Genomic DNA, 15,084 nt, shown 5'->3' with positions numbered 1-15,084 from the left:
GGCATAACGCGGCCGGCGGGGGATTGATTTTCGCCCCTTTCGCCCTAAATTCCTTTCCAGCCGCGACATGATGCGGCATTGGATAGAACGGGGAGTGAACAAAAATGGTCACCAGACCGAACCATGAATTTGCCAACCGGACCCAGGGCTATGCCCGGGCCCAGACGGCAGCGATCGACGCAGGCCTGCGCACGCATATGCAGAGGGTCTACGCCTATATGGGCGGTGGCCTGGCGCTGACCGGCATCATCTCCTATCTCGTCGGCAATAACGAAGCCATGCTGGCCGCCATCTATGGCACGCCCCTGGCGTGGGTCGTGATGCTGGCGCCGCTGGGTTTCGCCTTCTTCTTCGGCATGCGCATCCATGCGATGCAGTCGAGCACGGCGCAGATCCTGTTCTGGGTCTTCGCGGCGGTGATGGGGCTCAGCCTCTCCTATATCTTCGCGGTCTACACCACGGCCTCGATCGTCAAGACCTTCTTCATCGCGGCGGCCACCTTCCTCAGCATGAGCTTGTGGGGCTATACGACGAAGAAAGACCTCTCCGGGATGGGCACCTTCCTGGTGATGGGTGTCTGGGGCCTGATCATCGCCATGGTGGTGAACCTCTTCATGCAATCGAGCGCCCTCGAATTCGCCATTTCGGCGATCGGTGTGCTGGTGTTTACGGGTCTTGCCGCCTACGACACCCAAAAGGTGAAGGAATTTTATTGGGAAGCCGACGGCCATGAGGTGGCGACCAAGAAGTCGATCCTCGGCGCCTTCGTCCTCTACATGGACTTCATCAACCTGTTCCTCTTCATGCTGCGCTTCCTCGGTAATCGCGAGTAAGCAGCCCGCATAAAAGACCGGAAACGGCGGCGCCAAAAGCGCCGCCGTTTTTCTTTCTCCACCCGCAAAAATGAAAAACATGTAGCCGCTTTTCATTTGGCGGCAAACGCGCTACGACTCGTTTCCGGTGGAACGGGCGCCGCCTGTGAATGAGTGCTCGTCCCCGAAACAGGGAGTGCGGGTTTCGTGGCAGCAGAAGCGGCGGCAGAAAGCGCGTCGGGCGGGAATTATGACGTCGAGTTTCGCTCGGTGGTCAAACATTTCGCCGATGTGAAGGCGGTCGACGATGTGAGTTTCGCGCTGAAGCGCGGCTCGTTCCATTCCTTCCTTGGCCCATCGGGCTGCGGCAAGACCACGACCTTGCGCCTCATCGCCGGATTCGAGCAGCCGAGCGAAGGTGCCATCGAGATCGCCGGCCAATCGGTGGTCGGTGTTCCCGCCTATCGCCGCCCGGTCAATATGGTGTTCCAGCATTACGCCCTGTTCCCGCATATGGATGTCGCGGCCAATGTCGGCTATGGCCTGCGGCAGCGAAAGCCGCGCCTCGACGATGCCGATATCGCGCGGCGCGTGGCGGAAGCGTTGGAACTGGTGCGCCTGCCGCATCTGGGCGCCCGCCGCATCTGGGAGCTTTCCGGCGGCCAGCAGCAGCGCGTGGCCCTGGCCCGGGCGCTCGTCAACCGGCCGACGGTGCTTCTCCTCGACGAGCCGCTGGCAGCACTTGACCGGAAGCTGCGGCGCGAGATGCAGATCGAATTGCAGAACCTGCAGCGCGAGGTCGGCATCACCTTCGTCCTGGTGACCCACGATCAGGAAGAAGCCCTCTCGATGTCCGACACGATCGGCATCATGAAGGACGGCAAGGTGGTGCAATTGGGCAGCCCGGAAGAGCTCTATGACGCGCCGGTCAACCGCTACGTCGCCGATTTCGTGGGCGAATCCAATTTCTTCACCGGCCAGGTCGCGGGCAGCGACGAAAACGGCGCCACGCTGATGACGGCAAGCGGCCTGACCTTGCGCGCCCCCTTCAGCCGTCTCGGCCAGCGTTTGCGCGCGGGCGAACGCGGTGCCATCGCCTTGCGCCCGGAAGCGATCGGGCTGTGGCGGCCGAGCGCCGTCCCGGCGGGGCTCGACATCACGCGCCCGGCCCGCCTCCTCAACCGTATCTATCTCGGCGATCACAGCGAGTTCCAGATCGAGGCTGAAGGCCTCGGGGCGGTGCTCGTGCGCCTCCCCAAATCGGCCGGCCAGGCGCAGGGGTTGGAGCCGGGCGACCAGGTGGTCATGGGCTGGAGCCATGAGCGCGCGCTGATCCTGGCCGAAGAATGACCGTCCTTCCGATGCGCCGATGACGCCGGCGGCCGCACCCGGAGAACCACAAGAACACCGCGTCGTGACGACAGGTTTGGGGCTTTACGACAATCAAGGGAGAAGTTGAGATGACCGATCCACGCAAGGAATTCATCGCCCAATTGCGGCGCTATCAGATGGGCTCGATCTCGCGCCGCCATTTCCTGGGGGTGACGGGTCTCGGCACCGCGATGGCGGTGCTGGCCGGCACCGTGCCCGGCCTGCGCCCGCGCCAGGGTTTTGCCGCCGGCGAAATCGGCGACAAGGTTTCGCTGACCTCCTGGCCGAATTACCACGATCCCGCCAATCTCGAGAAATTCACCGAACTCACCGGTGCCGCGGTGGAACTCACCGTGTTCGGCTCGAATGAAGAGATGTACGCCAAGCTGAAAGCGGGCGGCACCGGCTGGGACGTCTTCGTGCCCACCAATTACACCATCCAGAATTACGTCGATGCCGATCTCATCGATCCACTGGACACGGCGCAGATCCCGAATTTCGATCCCGCCTCCTATTCCGATCCGCGCATGACCGAGCCGGGTACGATCGGCGGCAAGATCTATGCACTCCACAAGGATTGGGGCACCACCGGCTTCGTACAGAACACGAAGGAACTGCCGGGCCAGCTCACATCGTGGAAGGAATTCTGGGACGTCACCAAGGACAAGGCTTCGGGCCGCGTCATGGTGCATGACTACCAGCTCACCACCATCGGCAATGCGCTCAAATATTTCGGCTATTCCTTCAACTCGAATGACGAGAAGGAACTGGCCGATGCCGAGAAGCTGCTCCTCGAAGTGAAGCCGCATCTCTTTGCCATCAGCAGCGATTACCAGCCCGGCATGCGCAATGGCGATGCCTGGATGTCGGTCGCCTGGACCGGCGACGGCAAGCAATTGCACAAGGACATTCCCGAAATCGTCTATGTGCTGGGCAAGGAAGGCGGCGAGATCTGGTCGGATTTCTATGCCGTGCCGAAAGCGGCACCGAACAAGAAGGGTGCCTATGCGCTCATCAACTTCCTGCTCGATCCCACGGTCAACACAGCCGAGCTGATGGTCCATGGCTATCCGGTGGCCGACAAGCGCGTCATCGCCAAGCTGCCGCCGGAGATCGCCAACGATCCGATCATGTATCCGGCGGCGGAATTGCTGAGCCCGCTGGAATTCGGCGCCAGCGACGTGCTGACCAACCCCGCCCGCGCCGAGATCATGGCGCGGTTCAAATCGGCGTAAGAGGCTGCTCCCCATCCAGGCCCCTCGCCCCATGAAATGGGGAGAGGGGTTGGGGTGAGGGGCGCAACGACCAGACCGAAATCATCCACCCCTCACCCTGCCCTCTCCCCGCTCTCGCGGGGCGAGGGTTCAGGAACATTGCCATGACCAATGCCGCCATCAGCCAGGAACGCCATCGCCGCTGCTGGGCCTATGCCCTGCTGGCGCCGAGTGCCTTCTGGTATCTGGCCTTGCTCATTCTGCCGCTCATCGTCGTGCTGGTTTACTCGGTGGGCGAGCGGGCCGAGACCGGCGGCTATCAAGCGGCCTTCACCTTTGACAACTATCTCAATCTCGGCGCGCGCTGGACGGCGTTTCAGAACACGCTGACGCTGGCGCCCGCCGGAACACTCATCTGCCTGCTGGCCGGCTATCCGCTGGCCTATTATCTCGCGGTGAAGGCCAGTCCCCGGGCGCGGCTCTTTCTCCTCATCCTGGTGATCGTGCCGTTCTGGACCAGCTTTCTCATCCGCACCTATGCCTGGATGTTCATCCTGGGCGGGCGTGGTCTGCCGCAGCTCCTCGATTACATCGGCATCGAGGGTGTCCGTTTCATCAACACCCCCTTCGCCGTGCTGGTCGGCATCGTCTATGCCTATCTGCCGCTGATGGTGTTTCCGATCTTCGTCAGCCTGGAGAAACTCGACAAGCGCCTGCTGGAAGCCTCGGAGGATCTGGGTGCCGCCCCTTTCGCGACCTTCCGCCAGGTGACCCTGCCTTTGTCGGCGCCGGGCGTCATCACCGGCTGCATGCTGGTCTTCATCCTCCTCATGGGCGAATACCTCATTCCGCAGATGCTGGGCGGCGGCAAGGTCTTCTTCATCGGCAATGCGCTGGTGGATTTGTTCCTGCAGAGCCTCAACTGGCCTTTCGGCTCGGCCTGCGCCATGGCGTTGGTCGCGATCATGATCGTGACCGTGACCCTCTATCTGAAAGCGACGCGCGCCAAGGGCGGCCGCGACGTCTCGCTGGTCTGAGGGAGCCAAAGACATGCTGCGCGGCTATGCCATCTTCATCTACCTCTTCCTCTACGCGCCGATCGCGCTCATCGTCCTCTTCAGCTTCAACAGCGGCAACAACGCCTCGGATTTCCAGGGCTTCGCCTTCACCTGGTACGCCAAGGCCGCTGGCAACAAGCTGATGCTGGCCTCGCTGAAGAACAGCGTCATCATCGCTGCGAGTTCCGCCGTGCTCGCGACGGTGATGGGAACCATGGCGGCCATCGCCCTGCAGAATGTCCGGGGCCCCTTGCGCGTCCTCTTCGACGGCCTCACCTATGTCGCCATCATGGTGCCCGGCATCGTCATCGGCATCGCGACCCTCATCGCACTCGTCACCACCTTCGATGCCGCCAATGCGGTGATCGCCACGATCTGGCCCGGCGAGGCGCCGCCACAGCTCGGTCTCGGCTACGGCTCGATCATCGCCGCCCATACGCTCTTTGCCATGGCGCTGGTTATCGTCATCGTGCGGGCGCGGATCGCCGGCATGGACCGCGCGCTCATCGAGGCCTCGGCCGATCTCTATGCCGATCCCCTCGCCACCTTCCGCCAGGTCACCCTGCCGCAATTGGCGCCGGGCATCATTGCCGGCTTCCTGCTTTCCTTCACCTTCAGCTTCGACGATTTCGTCATCGCCTTCTTCGTCGCCGGTTCGCAGCAGACCCTGCCGATCTATGTCTTCTCCTCGATCCGCCGCGGGGTGACGCCGGAGATCAATGCCATCGGTACGGCGGTGATGCTGTTCTCGCTGACTGCGCTCATCGCGGCACAAATCCTGCTGCGGCGCGGCAAGAAGGGAGCGGGGTGAATAACGCCCTCGATTGTCATCCCCCGCTTTAGGCGGGGGATCCACGACTTCATCTTCCTACCTTGGCGACAAACTCGTGGATGCCCCGGCCAAGCCGGGGCATGACAAAAAAAGGGAAGCTGGATACAACGATCCACAAGAATCCAAACAGGAAGTCACGGGAAACCCATGTACACGCTCTATTGGTCGCACAATTCCGCTTCGATCGCCGCCCATTACTGCCTGGAGGAATCCGGCGCGCCTTATGAGCTGGTGTTGATCGACATGGAGAAGGGCGCCCACAAGCAGGCGGATTACCTGCGCATCAATCCGGCGGCGAAGCTGCCTGCCATGAAACTGCCCGATGGCAGCATCATCAGCGAATGCGCCGCCATCTCGCTGCTGATCGCCGATAGGTTTCCCAAATCCGGTCTCGCCCCCGCCATCGACGATCCGGAGCGCGGGCCGTTCCTGATGTGGCTCTATCATCTCAACAACACGCTGCAGCCCGCGATGCTGCGCTATTATTATCCCGACCGCATCACCGCGGATCCCAAGGGCGTCGGCGCCATCCAGGAAAAGGCCAAGGAAGAGATCGCCGCACTCTGGGCGCGCGTCGATGCGCATCTCGGGAAGAACGGCCCGTTCCTGCTGGGTGCCAAATTCTCCGCCGCAGATGCGCTCTGCTACATGCTCTCCACCTGGCAGGATTGCTGTCCCGACACCTATCGGCGCTTCCCCAATGTCAGGCGCCTGGCCGAACAGGTGCGCGCCCGCCCGGCCATCGCGCGCGTGGCCGAGATGAACCATGTGGGGCCGGTGGCGGCCTGAGGAGAGCCGCGATGAGCGATCCGCGCGCGGTTCTCGCCTTCTGGTTCTCGCCGCGCGCGCGGACCTTGTGGTTCGAGCGCGACCGGGAATTCGATGCCGAGATCGCGGCGCGCTTTGCCGCGAACGTGCACGCGGCGCAACAGGGCGGCTTCACCGATTGGCGGGAAACACCGGAGGGCGCGCTGGCGCTCCTCATCCTCCTCGATCAGATGGCACGCAATATATATAGGGGCGAGGCCAAGGCCTTCCTGGGCGATGCGCGGGCGCTGGGCGAAGCGGGGGCCGCTCTGGCGCGGGGCCATGACCGGGCGACATCTTTTGACCGGCGTCACTTCTTCTTCCTGCCCTTCGAGCATAGCGAGGCGATGGCGGATCAGGACCGCGCCATAGACCTCTTCACCCGGCATTTCCAGGAGGCGCCGCCGGAGCAGAAGCATTTTGCCGAAATCCAGCTCGATTACGCGCATCGGCATCGCGAGGTGATCCGTCGCTTCGGCCGCTTTCCCGGCCGCAACGCCGCCCTGGGCCGCCCTTCAAGCGAGGATGAGATCGCTTTCCTCGCCGATCCCAAGAGCGTGTTCTGACAACGCTCGATACCCCAAGCTGGTCATCAGCGGCACTTTTGGGTAGATTGCGCCGGATCGTCATCGACCGGGTCATCTTGATGCGCATTTTTCTGCTCGCCACCACCGCTTTGCTTTTGGCGGCACAATTGACCGTCGTCGAGACGGCGCTGGCGGATTACAAGGCGGCGGAAGAGCGGCTGCAGGCAGGCGATGTCCCCGGTGCCATGCCGCTTCTGGCCGAGGAAGCGAAACTCGGCAATCCCGTGGCGGCCTTCAACCTGGCCAAGATCTACGAGGACGGCTCGGGCGGCGCGCCGGATTTCGGCCAGGCCGCCACCTATTACAAGATCGCCGCCGAGATCGACACGGCACCGCGCTATAACGGTGCGGCCCTTGGCCCCCAGGGACCTGAGCTCATCGCCGCCGCGCAGAAATACGGCCAGTTCGCGCTTGGCAGGCTTTATGAAACCGGCAAGGGTGTTCCGCAGGATTCCAAGGAAGCCTTGTTCTGGTACACGCGCGCGGCTGATCTCGGCCTGCAGCAGGCGATGCTGAAGCTGTCGCTGATTTACCGCACCGGCCTGCCCGGCGCGGAAGGCACGGCCGGCATCCCGGCGGATCCCGCGCAAAGTGTCGTCTGGCTGGAAAAGGCGGCGGCGCTCGGCAATGTCGCCGCGATGAACGAATTGGGCCGCGCCTATCTTGCCGGCGAAGGTGTACTGGCCAATGCGCGGGTCGCGGCGGAATGGTTCGAGAAGGCCGCCGCCGCCGGCAGCCTCACTGCGGAATATTCCCTGGGCTCGATCTATCGCGTGGGCTTCGGCGGCCAGCCGGATTTCATCCGTGCCGCGCGGCATTTCGAACGCGGCGCCAACGGCAAGGAATCCGCGTCGATGGTGGCGCTGGGCGATCTCTATGCCAATGGCCAGGGCGTGCCGCAGGACCGCGTGCTGGCATTGACCTGGTACAAACTCGCAGCCCTTTACGGCCAACCGGAAGGCGGCAAGCGGGGCGAGGTCCTGGCCGCCGGCATGAGCCCAGAGGAACAGGCGCAGGCCAAGACCCGCGCCGAGACCTGGGTGCCCGCCGGCGATCAGCCGACAAGCGTCACCGCGGCACCGGCCAGCGTCGAACCGGCCAGCGTTCCGCCGGCCAGCGCACAACCAGCCAGCACCGAGCCGGCAATCGCTGCGCCAGCCGTGGCGGTTCCCGCGGCAGCCGATCCGACGGTGGCACCCGCACCCCTGCCGTCATCGACACCGACGGCGCTGGAATGGGTACCTACGGCACCGGTGCAGCCACCGGCCGCGGCGGCACCTGTCCCGGCACCCGTCTCTGCGCCAGCCCCGGCACCGGTCACCGAGCCACAGGCAGCACCGCCGGCACAACCGGCGAGCACACCCACCGCCACGGACAATCCGATCAACCCGGCGACCAATGAACCTTACGAGCCGCTCGATCCCTTTGCGCCGGATCCGTTTTCGCTGGAATCGCTGACGCCGAGCCTGCCGCCGGGTGCCAAGCCGCTACAGCCATAATATGGCCGCGATTGACGTGTTTTGATGCTGTGCGCGGCGTCACACAAATGACGATGCCCAATATCGGTCGCTGGACCGATCTGATATAGCGCGCCGCGGCAGCCGGATTCGGTCCCCCGAAATCGGTCCCGCGGCCATGTGGATGATTTTTCAAGTCAAGGAGTACGGATGATGGGGCGTTGGTGGAAATCCAGCCAGATGTTGAAGTGCAATCTGGCGGCAAGTGGCGTTGTCGCCCTGTTATTGCTGTCGGCCTGCGGTGACGAAGCGGCCGAGCAGCAGCAGGCCCAAGACAATGCGGCGGAAAGCGCCGTGACGGCGATCGACCCGGCCCAGGCCCCGGTGATCCAGAAAGGGATCGAGGAATACCTTGCCTTGATGGAAGGTCCGGCGGATCAGCGCGTGGTCCATCACAAAGCCGTCAAGGTAACGCCGGGCAGCGATGCCTTCGACGTGGCGATCGAAGGGGTCGAGATCGGCTCCCAGGGCGAGGACCGTCTTGACGTCGGCACCGTGACCTATCGCCTGACCCCGAAAGACGCAGACGGATTTGTGGCGAGCGACCTCAAGCACGCGGCGAAGTTCCCGTTCCTCAAGGCCGACGGCAAGGAAGAGGGCTATGTTTCCCTCACCACCAAATCCTTCACCGGCGATTGGTCGAGCGATCTGCAATCCTTCCTGGCCCTGGATTGGCAAGCCGCCGACATCGTCGTCAAGGACGAGACGGCGGGGGGCGGCGACATGCGCGCCGCCGGCATGAGCGCCAGCCTGACCAGCGCCGACAAGGGCAACGGGATCTTCGACCAGCAGGGCTTGTTCGGCGTCACCGGCTTCAGCGTCAAGGACACCAGCGGCGGCACCATGGAGGTCGCCAAGCTCGCCGGCACCTTCGGCATCAATGCGGTCAAGCTGAAGGAATATGTCGCCAAGGCACGCGAGATGCAGACCCTCACCGCCGAGATCGCCGAAGCGGCCAGCAAAGCCGAGGTGCAATCCTCGACCGAGGGCGAAACCATGGCATCGCCGGCGATTACGCCAGAGCAGGCGCAGAAACTGGGGGGCATCATCAAAAGCATGAGCGGCCTCATCGGTGGCATCACTTATGCATTCGATTTCGAGAATGTGACCTACAAGGAGGCCGATGGCAGCCAGCCCTTCAGCCTGAAGGCGGGCAATTTCGACCTCGGCTTCAGCGGGCTCGACGCCGAAAAGGCCAAGGTCGATTTCGGTATCGGCCATGACGGCCTTGCCATCAACGACCCGGAAGTGACCGCCACGCCGCTCCTGGCCAAGCTGATGCCGGCGCAAGGATCGCTGGCGCTGACGCTAAGCGATGTACCCTCGAAAGAGCTCTGGACCCTCATCGGCGACCAGTTCCCGACCCTCATCGCCGGCGATCAGGGCCAGGCGGAAGCGGCCATGAACGTGATGATCATGTCGCTGGGCGAATTGCTGCAGAAATCGCCGATGAAGCTCGATGTGGGTCCGTCCGGCCTCGCCGCCGAGATCCTGCAGGTGGCGGCACAAGGTGCTTTCGATGTGCGTCCGGAGGCAATGTTCGGCCTGATCGGCGCGCTGGATGTCGACGTGCACGGTCTCGACGAAGCCATGAAAATGGCGACGGAAGCTGCGCAAAACTCGCCGGAAGCAGCACAGGTCGTGGGCAGTCTCGCCATGATCCAATCATTGGCCAAGCGCGAGACCAGCGGCGATGGCAAGCCGGTCGACAAGCTGAAGATCGAAGTCGATGCGACCGGCGACACCAAGGTGAACGGCGTCTCGCTCTCAGGGATGTAATGCCAGCGAGAGTGTAAACAGAGTCTTAATTCGACGACCATCAACCGCGCCGGCGCACATCACGCCGGCGCGGTTTTCGTTTGCGATGACATGCATGAGAGCCGTCGCACCTGTTGCAGCGATGACTCAGTGCGAAGGGAATCTGTGATGGCGAAGCCACGCGCGAATCACTTCGCGGTGGATAAGTGAAAAAAAATGTGTTGTGATATGCGCGATATGCATATTGACCGAGTCGCGCTTTCCTCAACGACAGACATGTTGGCCGCATCCATGATCGATGACGGGCCGCTCCCTGCCTATCGCGCGATGCAACGTGCCGGTCGGCTGCATCACGATGCTGCACAGGAGCTGGCGGCAGAGAAACTGCAATCCCTCTACATCGCCCTCAAAGATTACCGCCCGCAGGCCACCACCGGTTTGCATAGCTGGGTCGAGCGCCTGGGCTTTGCGCGCCGCCAAGATGAAACGGCGCCGCAGGGCCTCTACATCTATGGCGGGGTCGGCCGCGGCAAGTCGATGCTGATGGACCTGTTCTTCGCGCATGCTCCGGTCGAGATGAAGCGGCGGGTGCATTTCCACGCCTTCATGCTGGAAGTGCATGACCAGCTGCATCACTGGCGTCAGGAAAAACCAAAGCAAGTCGACCTCATCCCGGCCCTTGCTGAAAAGCTCAGCAGCGAAGTGACGCTCATCTGCTTTGACGAGTTCCACGTCACCAACATTGCCGATGCGATGATCCTCGGCCGCCTCTTCACCGCCCTGTTCGAGCGCGGCGTGGTGATGGTGGCGACGTCCAATTGGGCGCCGGACGATCTCTACAAAGGCGGGCTGCAGCGGGATCAGTTCCTGCCCTTCATCGCGCTCCTCAAGGAACGCCTGGACGTGCTCGAGCTTGACGGCGCCCGCGATTACCGCCTGGCGCGCCTCAAGGATATGAGCGTCTACCACTATCCGCTGGGCGATCTTTCGGCGCGGCAGATGCGCGAAGCCTTTGCCCGCATGACCGATAACGAGCCGCCGATCGCCAGCCATTTGACCGTGCAGGGCCGCCGCCTGGAGATTCAGCGCCAGGTCGCCAATGCCCATGGCCGCGTCGCCTGGTTCGATTTCGACGAACTCTGCGCGCGCCCGCTGGGTGCGGCCGATTACCTCGCCATCGCCACCCATTACGATGTGGTGCTGCTGGATGGCGTGCCGAACCTGACCGCCGACCGCCGCAACGAAGCGCGGCGTTTCATCAATCTCATCGACGCGCTCTACGAGCACAAGGTCACCACCATCATCGCCGCCGCCGACAAGGCGGAGAGACTCTATCCGGCGGGCGACGGTGCCTTCGAGTTCGAGCGCACGGTCTCGCGTCTCAATGAAATGCAATCGGTCGAGTATCTCGCTCGACCGCATTTGACGTGAGGTGCCGGATAATTTTCGCGAGAAGAGTTAATGCCTCTTGCCCTTGTGGCAGTTTCGGGTTATTAACTCAACATCTAGAGGAGTGCGCTCGGAGCGCAGGGGGCATTGCCTAACCAGAATCGGGCAATGCGTAAGGACACCAGGATTAGCACAGAATGGCGCGTAAGAAGATAGCTCTAATCGGAGCTGGACAGATTGGTGGCACGCTGGCCCTGCTGGCGGGCCTGAAGGAATTGGGCGACATCGTTCTGTTCGACGTGGTCGACGGCGTGCCGCAGGGCAAGGGTCTCGACATCGCCCAGGCCTCGGCGGTCGAAGGCTTCGACGCGAAGCTCCTCGGCGCTTCGGATTACAAGGCGATCAAGGGTGCCGATGTGGTCATCGTGACCGCCGGCATTCCCAGGAAGCCCGGCATGAGCCGCGACGACCTCATCGCCACCAATGCCAAGGTCATGGACACGGTCGGCAAGGCGATCAAGAAATTCGCGCCCAAGGCCTTTGTCATCTGCATCACCAACCCGCTCGACGTCATGGTCTATGTGCTGCAGCAGGCTTCCGGTTTGCCGGAGAGCCATGTGGTCGGCATGGCCGGCGTTCTCGATTCCGCGCGCTTCCGCTATTTCCTGGCCGAGGAATTCAACGTCTCGGTCGAGGATGTGACGGCTTTCGTGCTGGGCGGCCATGGCGACAGCATGGTGCCGATGGTGCGCTATTCGACGGTCGCGGGCATTCCGTTGCCCGACCTCATCAAGATGAAATGGACCACCCAGGACAAGATCAACGCGATCGTGCAGCGCACCCGTGACGGCGGCGCCGAGATCGTCAATCTGCTGAAAACGGGTTCCGCCTTTTACGCGCCGGCAAGCTCCGCGATCGCGATGGCGGAATCTTTTCTCAAGGACAAGAAACGCGTTCTACCCTGCGCCGCCTATCTCAATGGGCAGTACGGGGTGAAGGGGCTCTATGTCGGCGTGCCGGTAGTCATCGGCGCGGGTGGCGTGGAGAGAGTGGTCGAGATCGACCTCAACAAGGCTGAAAAGTCGATGTTTGATAAGTCGGTCGCGGCCGTAAGGGGCCTCATCGATGTGGTGAGGAAGCTTCAAAGAGGAGAGAAGCAATGAAGAAGACCATCGAACTGGCGGCCAAGAAGGTTGCCAAGAAAGCCGCCAAGAAGTCGGCTAAGAAGACCACCAAGAAGGCCGCTGCCAAGAAGCCGGCAGCGAAGAAGACCGCCAAGAAGACCGTGAAGAAGGCTGCGAAGAAGAAGTAACCTTCGGGTTCTCTTTTTCGGGTCTTTCCAAAGACCAAACGGCCTGCGACGGCGACAGTCCTATCACCTTGGCCTCAGACGGTTTCCAGTTCAATTGGCTTGAACCCGTCCGGCATGGTGATAGAGTGCGATCTGCTGCACCACAGCAAATCGTCGGCTGTCGCTGTCGCCCGCTTTTTTCTTAAGGCTTTCATAGCCTTAACTTAGCCAGAAAATCGCGCGGCTCGGTGGCTGGCGTTAGGGTACCGCCGGGGTGCAGTCCCTCGCAACGCAGCAAATCGGTAGCCCCTGGATGAACATCCACGAATATCAGGCCAAAGCCCTGATCCGTAAATTTGGCGTGACCGTTCCCGATGGTCATGTCGCCTATTCCGCCGACGAGGCGGTCCAAGCAGCCCAGAAACTCGGTGGTGGTCTTTGCGTCGTCAAGGCGCAGATCCATGCCGGCGGCCGCGGCAAGGCCGGCGGCGTCAAGGTGGCGAAGTCGCAGGACGAAGTCCGCGATTACGCGTCCAAGATGCTGGGCATGACCCTGGTCACGCACCAGACCGGCCCCGCCGGCAAGGTGGTGAAGCGGATCTATGTCGAGGCCGGCTGCGACATCAAGCGCGAGCTTTATCTCGGCATGCTGGTCGACCGCGCCACATCGCGCGTCACCATCATGGCCTCGACCGAAGGCGGCATGGATATCGAGGAAGTGGCGGCAAGCCACCCCGAGAAGATCCTGAAGATCGCCATCGATCCGGCGACCGGCGTGCAGGCGTTCCACGCGCGCCAGATCGCTTTCGGCCTGGGCCTTACCGGCAAGCAGGTCGGTGCCGCCACCAAATTCATCCTCGCCCTTTACGAAGCCTTCACCGAACTCGATTGCTCGATCGTCGAGATCAATCCGCTGGTGGTGACGGGTGCGGGCGACGTGCTGGCCTTGGATGCCAAGATCAATTTCGACGACAACGCGCTCTTCCGTCATCCCGACGTCGAAGAGCTGCGCGATCCCGATGAAGAAGATCCGGCGGAACTGGAAGCCGCCAAGCACAGCCTCAATTACATCAAGCTCGACGGCTCGATCGGCTGCATGGTGAACGGTGCCGGTCTCGCCATGGCCACCATGGACATCATCAAGCTCTATGGCGGATCGCCGGCGAACTTCCTCGACGTGGGTGGCGGCGCCACCAAGGAACGCGTCACCGCAGCCTTCAAGATCATTCTCTCCGATCCCAATGTCGAAGGCATTCTGGTCAACATCTTCGGCGGCATCATGCGCTGCGACGTGATTGCCGAAGGTGTCGTGGCGGCCGCGCGCGAGGTGAGCCTGCATGTGCCGCTGGTGGTGCGCCTCGAAGGCACCAATGTCGAATTGGGTAAGAAGATCCTGGCGCAATCCGGGCTGCCCATCCTGTCCGCCGATAATCTCGCGGACGCGGCCGAGAAGGTCGTCAAAGCCGTGAAGGAGGCTTGAGGGATCATGTCCGTACTCGTCAACAAGAACACCAAGGTCATCTGTCAGGGCTTCACCGGCGCACAAGGCACGTTCCATTCGGAACAGGCCATCGCCTATGGCACCAAGATGGTGGGCGGCGTCACCCCGGGTAAGGGCGGCACCAAGCATCTCGACCTTCCCGTCTTCGACACGGTCGCCGACGCCGTCGCCAAGACCGGCGCCAATGCCAGCGTCATCTACGTGCCGCCGCCCTTCGCGGCCGATGCAATCCTGGAAGCGATCGATGCCAAGATCCCGCTGGTCGTGTGCATCACCGAAGGCATTCCGGTCCTCGACATGGTGCGCGTGAAGCGTGCCCTGCAGGGTTCCGGCACGCGCCTCATCGGCCCCAATTGCCCGGGCGTGATCACGCCGGAAGAATGCAAGATCGGCATCATGCCGGGCCACATTCACCGCAAGGGCAAGATCGGCATCGTCTCGCGCTCCGGCACCCTCACCTATGAGGCGGTGGCGCAGACCACGGCGGCCGGCCTTGGCCAGACCACCTGCATCGGCATCGGCGGCGATCCCGTCAATGGCACCAATTTCGTCGATTGTCTGGAGTTGTTCCTGGGCGATGACGAAACCCAGGGCATCGTCATGATCGGCGAAATCGGCGGCAATGCCGAGGAAGACGCGGCCGCATTCTACAAGGCCGCCAAGAAGAAGAAGCCGATCATCGGCTTCATCGCCGGCGTCACGGCGCCTCCGGGCCGCCGCATGGGCCATGCCGGTGCCATCATCAGCGGCGGCAAGGGCGGTTCCGGCGACAAGATCGAAGCCATGAAATCCGCCGGCTTCCTGGTGGCCGATTCCCCTGCCAGCCTCGGCTCGTCGATGCTGAAGGCGATGGGCAAGTAGGCCCGGAACGTTGAACCGGCGGGCATTGACCGGCGGGTCCGCAGATACCGGCGGACCCGGCCTGCCCTACCGACCAAAGTCGTATC

The 15,084-nt window shown here is 62.6% G+C and carries 14 protein-coding genes; all 14 read left to right on the top strand.

The window, feature by feature from the left end:
- Positions 1-104: 104 nt before the first annotated feature.
- The 14 genes from ACE3PR_RS08020 (at position 105) to sucD (ending at position 14,998) form a co-directional block, all read left to right on the top strand.
- Positions 105-833, top strand: coding sequence for a Bax inhibitor-1 family protein (locus ACE3PR_RS08020; RefSeq protein WP_374370257.1), 729 nt, complete (start codon positions 105-107; stop codon positions 831-833).
- 186 nt (positions 834-1,019) lie between these two features.
- On the top strand, positions 1,020-2,162 hold the full coding sequence (locus ACE3PR_RS08015; protein WP_374370254.1) for an ABC transporter ATP-binding protein: 1,143 nt from the start codon (positions 1,020-1,022) through the stop codon (positions 2,160-2,162).
- Positions 2,163-2,272: 110 nt separating this feature from the next.
- Positions 2,273-3,418 (top strand): PotD/PotF family extracellular solute-binding protein, encoded by a 1,146-nt coding sequence (locus tag ACE3PR_RS08010; protein ID WP_374370251.1) that lies wholly within the window; start codon positions 2,273-2,275, stop codon positions 3,416-3,418.
- A 143-nt stretch (positions 3,419-3,561) separates the two neighbouring features.
- Complete coding sequence (locus ACE3PR_RS08005; protein WP_374370248.1) at positions 3,562-4,434, top strand: ABC transporter permease; 873 nt, start codon at positions 3,562-3,564, stop codon at positions 4,432-4,434.
- Between the two features lie 13 nt (positions 4,435-4,447).
- Positions 4,448-5,266, top strand: coding sequence for an ABC transporter permease (locus tag ACE3PR_RS08000; protein WP_374370245.1), 819 nt, complete (start codon positions 4,448-4,450; stop codon positions 5,264-5,266).
- 168 nt (positions 5,267-5,434) lie between these two features.
- A complete protein-coding gene (locus ACE3PR_RS07995; RefSeq protein ID WP_374370242.1) occupies positions 5,435-6,076 on the top strand; it encodes a glutathione S-transferase family protein in 642 nt (213 codons plus the stop codon).
- A gap of 11 nt (positions 6,077-6,087) precedes the next feature.
- Entirely contained in the window at positions 6,088-6,660 is a 573-nt protein-coding gene (locus ACE3PR_RS07990; protein ID WP_374370239.1) for a DUF924 family protein, read from the top strand.
- A gap of 80 nt (positions 6,661-6,740) precedes the next feature.
- Positions 6,741-8,180, top strand: a complete 1,440-nt coding sequence (locus tag ACE3PR_RS07985) for a tetratricopeptide repeat protein (protein WP_374370237.1) — start codon at positions 6,741-6,743, stop codon at positions 8,178-8,180.
- Positions 8,181-8,378: 198 nt separating this feature from the next.
- Entirely contained in the window at positions 8,379-9,977 is a 1,599-nt protein-coding gene (locus tag ACE3PR_RS07980) for a hypothetical protein (RefSeq protein WP_374370234.1), read from the top strand.
- Positions 9,978-10,232: 255 nt separating this feature from the next.
- Entirely contained in the window at positions 10,233-11,387 is a 1,155-nt protein-coding gene (zapE, locus tag ACE3PR_RS07975) for a cell division protein ZapE (protein WP_374370231.1), read from the top strand.
- 155 nt (positions 11,388-11,542) lie between these two features.
- Positions 11,543-12,508: a malate dehydrogenase gene (gene mdh / locus ACE3PR_RS07970; RefSeq protein ID WP_374370228.1), complete on the top strand. Its 966-nt coding sequence runs from the start codon at positions 11,543-11,545 to the stop codon at positions 12,506-12,508.
- The gene (locus ACE3PR_RS07965) at positions 12,505-12,657 is read left to right on the top strand and encodes a hypothetical protein (protein WP_374370225.1); all 153 of its coding nucleotides are present in this window, start codon (positions 12,505-12,507) and stop codon (positions 12,655-12,657) included. The genes mdh and ACE3PR_RS07965 overlap by 4 nt, the downstream gene beginning before the upstream one ends.
- A 292-nt stretch (positions 12,658-12,949) precedes the next feature.
- Positions 12,950-14,116 carry an ADP-forming succinate--CoA ligase subunit beta gene (sucC, locus tag ACE3PR_RS07960; protein WP_374370222.1) on the top strand — a complete coding sequence of 389 codons (1,167 nt, stop codon included), beginning with the start codon at positions 12,950-12,952 and terminating at the stop codon, positions 14,114-14,116.
- Between the two features lie 6 nt (positions 14,117-14,122).
- The gene (gene sucD, locus ACE3PR_RS07955; protein ID WP_374370219.1) at positions 14,123-14,998 is read left to right on the top strand and encodes a succinate--CoA ligase subunit alpha; all 876 of its coding nucleotides are present in this window, start codon (positions 14,123-14,125) and stop codon (positions 14,996-14,998) included.
- Positions 14,999-15,084: the final 86 nt, after the last annotated feature.

This window comes from Dongia sp., from assembly GCF_041909655.1.
GTDB lineage: Bacteria > Pseudomonadota > Alphaproteobacteria > Dongiales > Dongiaceae > Dongia.
Note: the sequence above shows the minus strand (reverse complement) of the source record. Positions and strands in the feature narration are given on the sequence as shown.

Coding starts and splice junctions, on each gene's coding strand:
- ACE3PR_RS07990 (WP_374370239.1), top strand. CDS start 6,088: ATGAGCGATCCGCGCGCGGTTCTCGCCTTCTGGTTCTCGCCGCGCGCG.
- ACE3PR_RS07985 (WP_374370237.1), top strand. CDS start 6,741: ATGCGCATTTTTCTGCTCGCCACCACCGCTTTGCTTTTGGCGGCACAA.
- ACE3PR_RS08020 (WP_374370257.1), top strand. CDS start 105: ATGGTCACCAGACCGAACCATGAATTTGCCAACCGGACCCAGGGCTAT.
- sucD (WP_374370219.1), top strand. CDS start 14,123: ATGTCCGTACTCGTCAACAAGAACACCAAGGTCATCTGTCAGGGCTTC.
- mdh (WP_374370228.1), top strand. CDS start 11,543: ATGGCGCGTAAGAAGATAGCTCTAATCGGAGCTGGACAGATTGGTGGC.
- ACE3PR_RS07980 (WP_374370234.1), top strand. CDS start 8,379: ATGTTGAAGTGCAATCTGGCGGCAAGTGGCGTTGTCGCCCTGTTATTG.
- ACE3PR_RS08010 (WP_374370251.1), top strand. CDS start 2,273: ATGACCGATCCACGCAAGGAATTCATCGCCCAATTGCGGCGCTATCAG.
- ACE3PR_RS08005 (WP_374370248.1), top strand. CDS start 3,562: ATGACCAATGCCGCCATCAGCCAGGAACGCCATCGCCGCTGCTGGGCC.
- ACE3PR_RS07965 (WP_374370225.1), top strand. CDS start 12,505: ATGAAGAAGACCATCGAACTGGCGGCCAAGAAGGTTGCCAAGAAAGCC.
- ACE3PR_RS07995 (WP_374370242.1), top strand. CDS start 5,435: ATGTACACGCTCTATTGGTCGCACAATTCCGCTTCGATCGCCGCCCAT.
- sucC (WP_374370222.1), top strand. CDS start 12,950: ATGAACATCCACGAATATCAGGCCAAAGCCCTGATCCGTAAATTTGGC.
- zapE (WP_374370231.1), top strand. CDS start 10,233: ATGTTGGCCGCATCCATGATCGATGACGGGCCGCTCCCTGCCTATCGC.
- ACE3PR_RS08000 (WP_374370245.1), top strand. CDS start 4,448: ATGCTGCGCGGCTATGCCATCTTCATCTACCTCTTCCTCTACGCGCCG.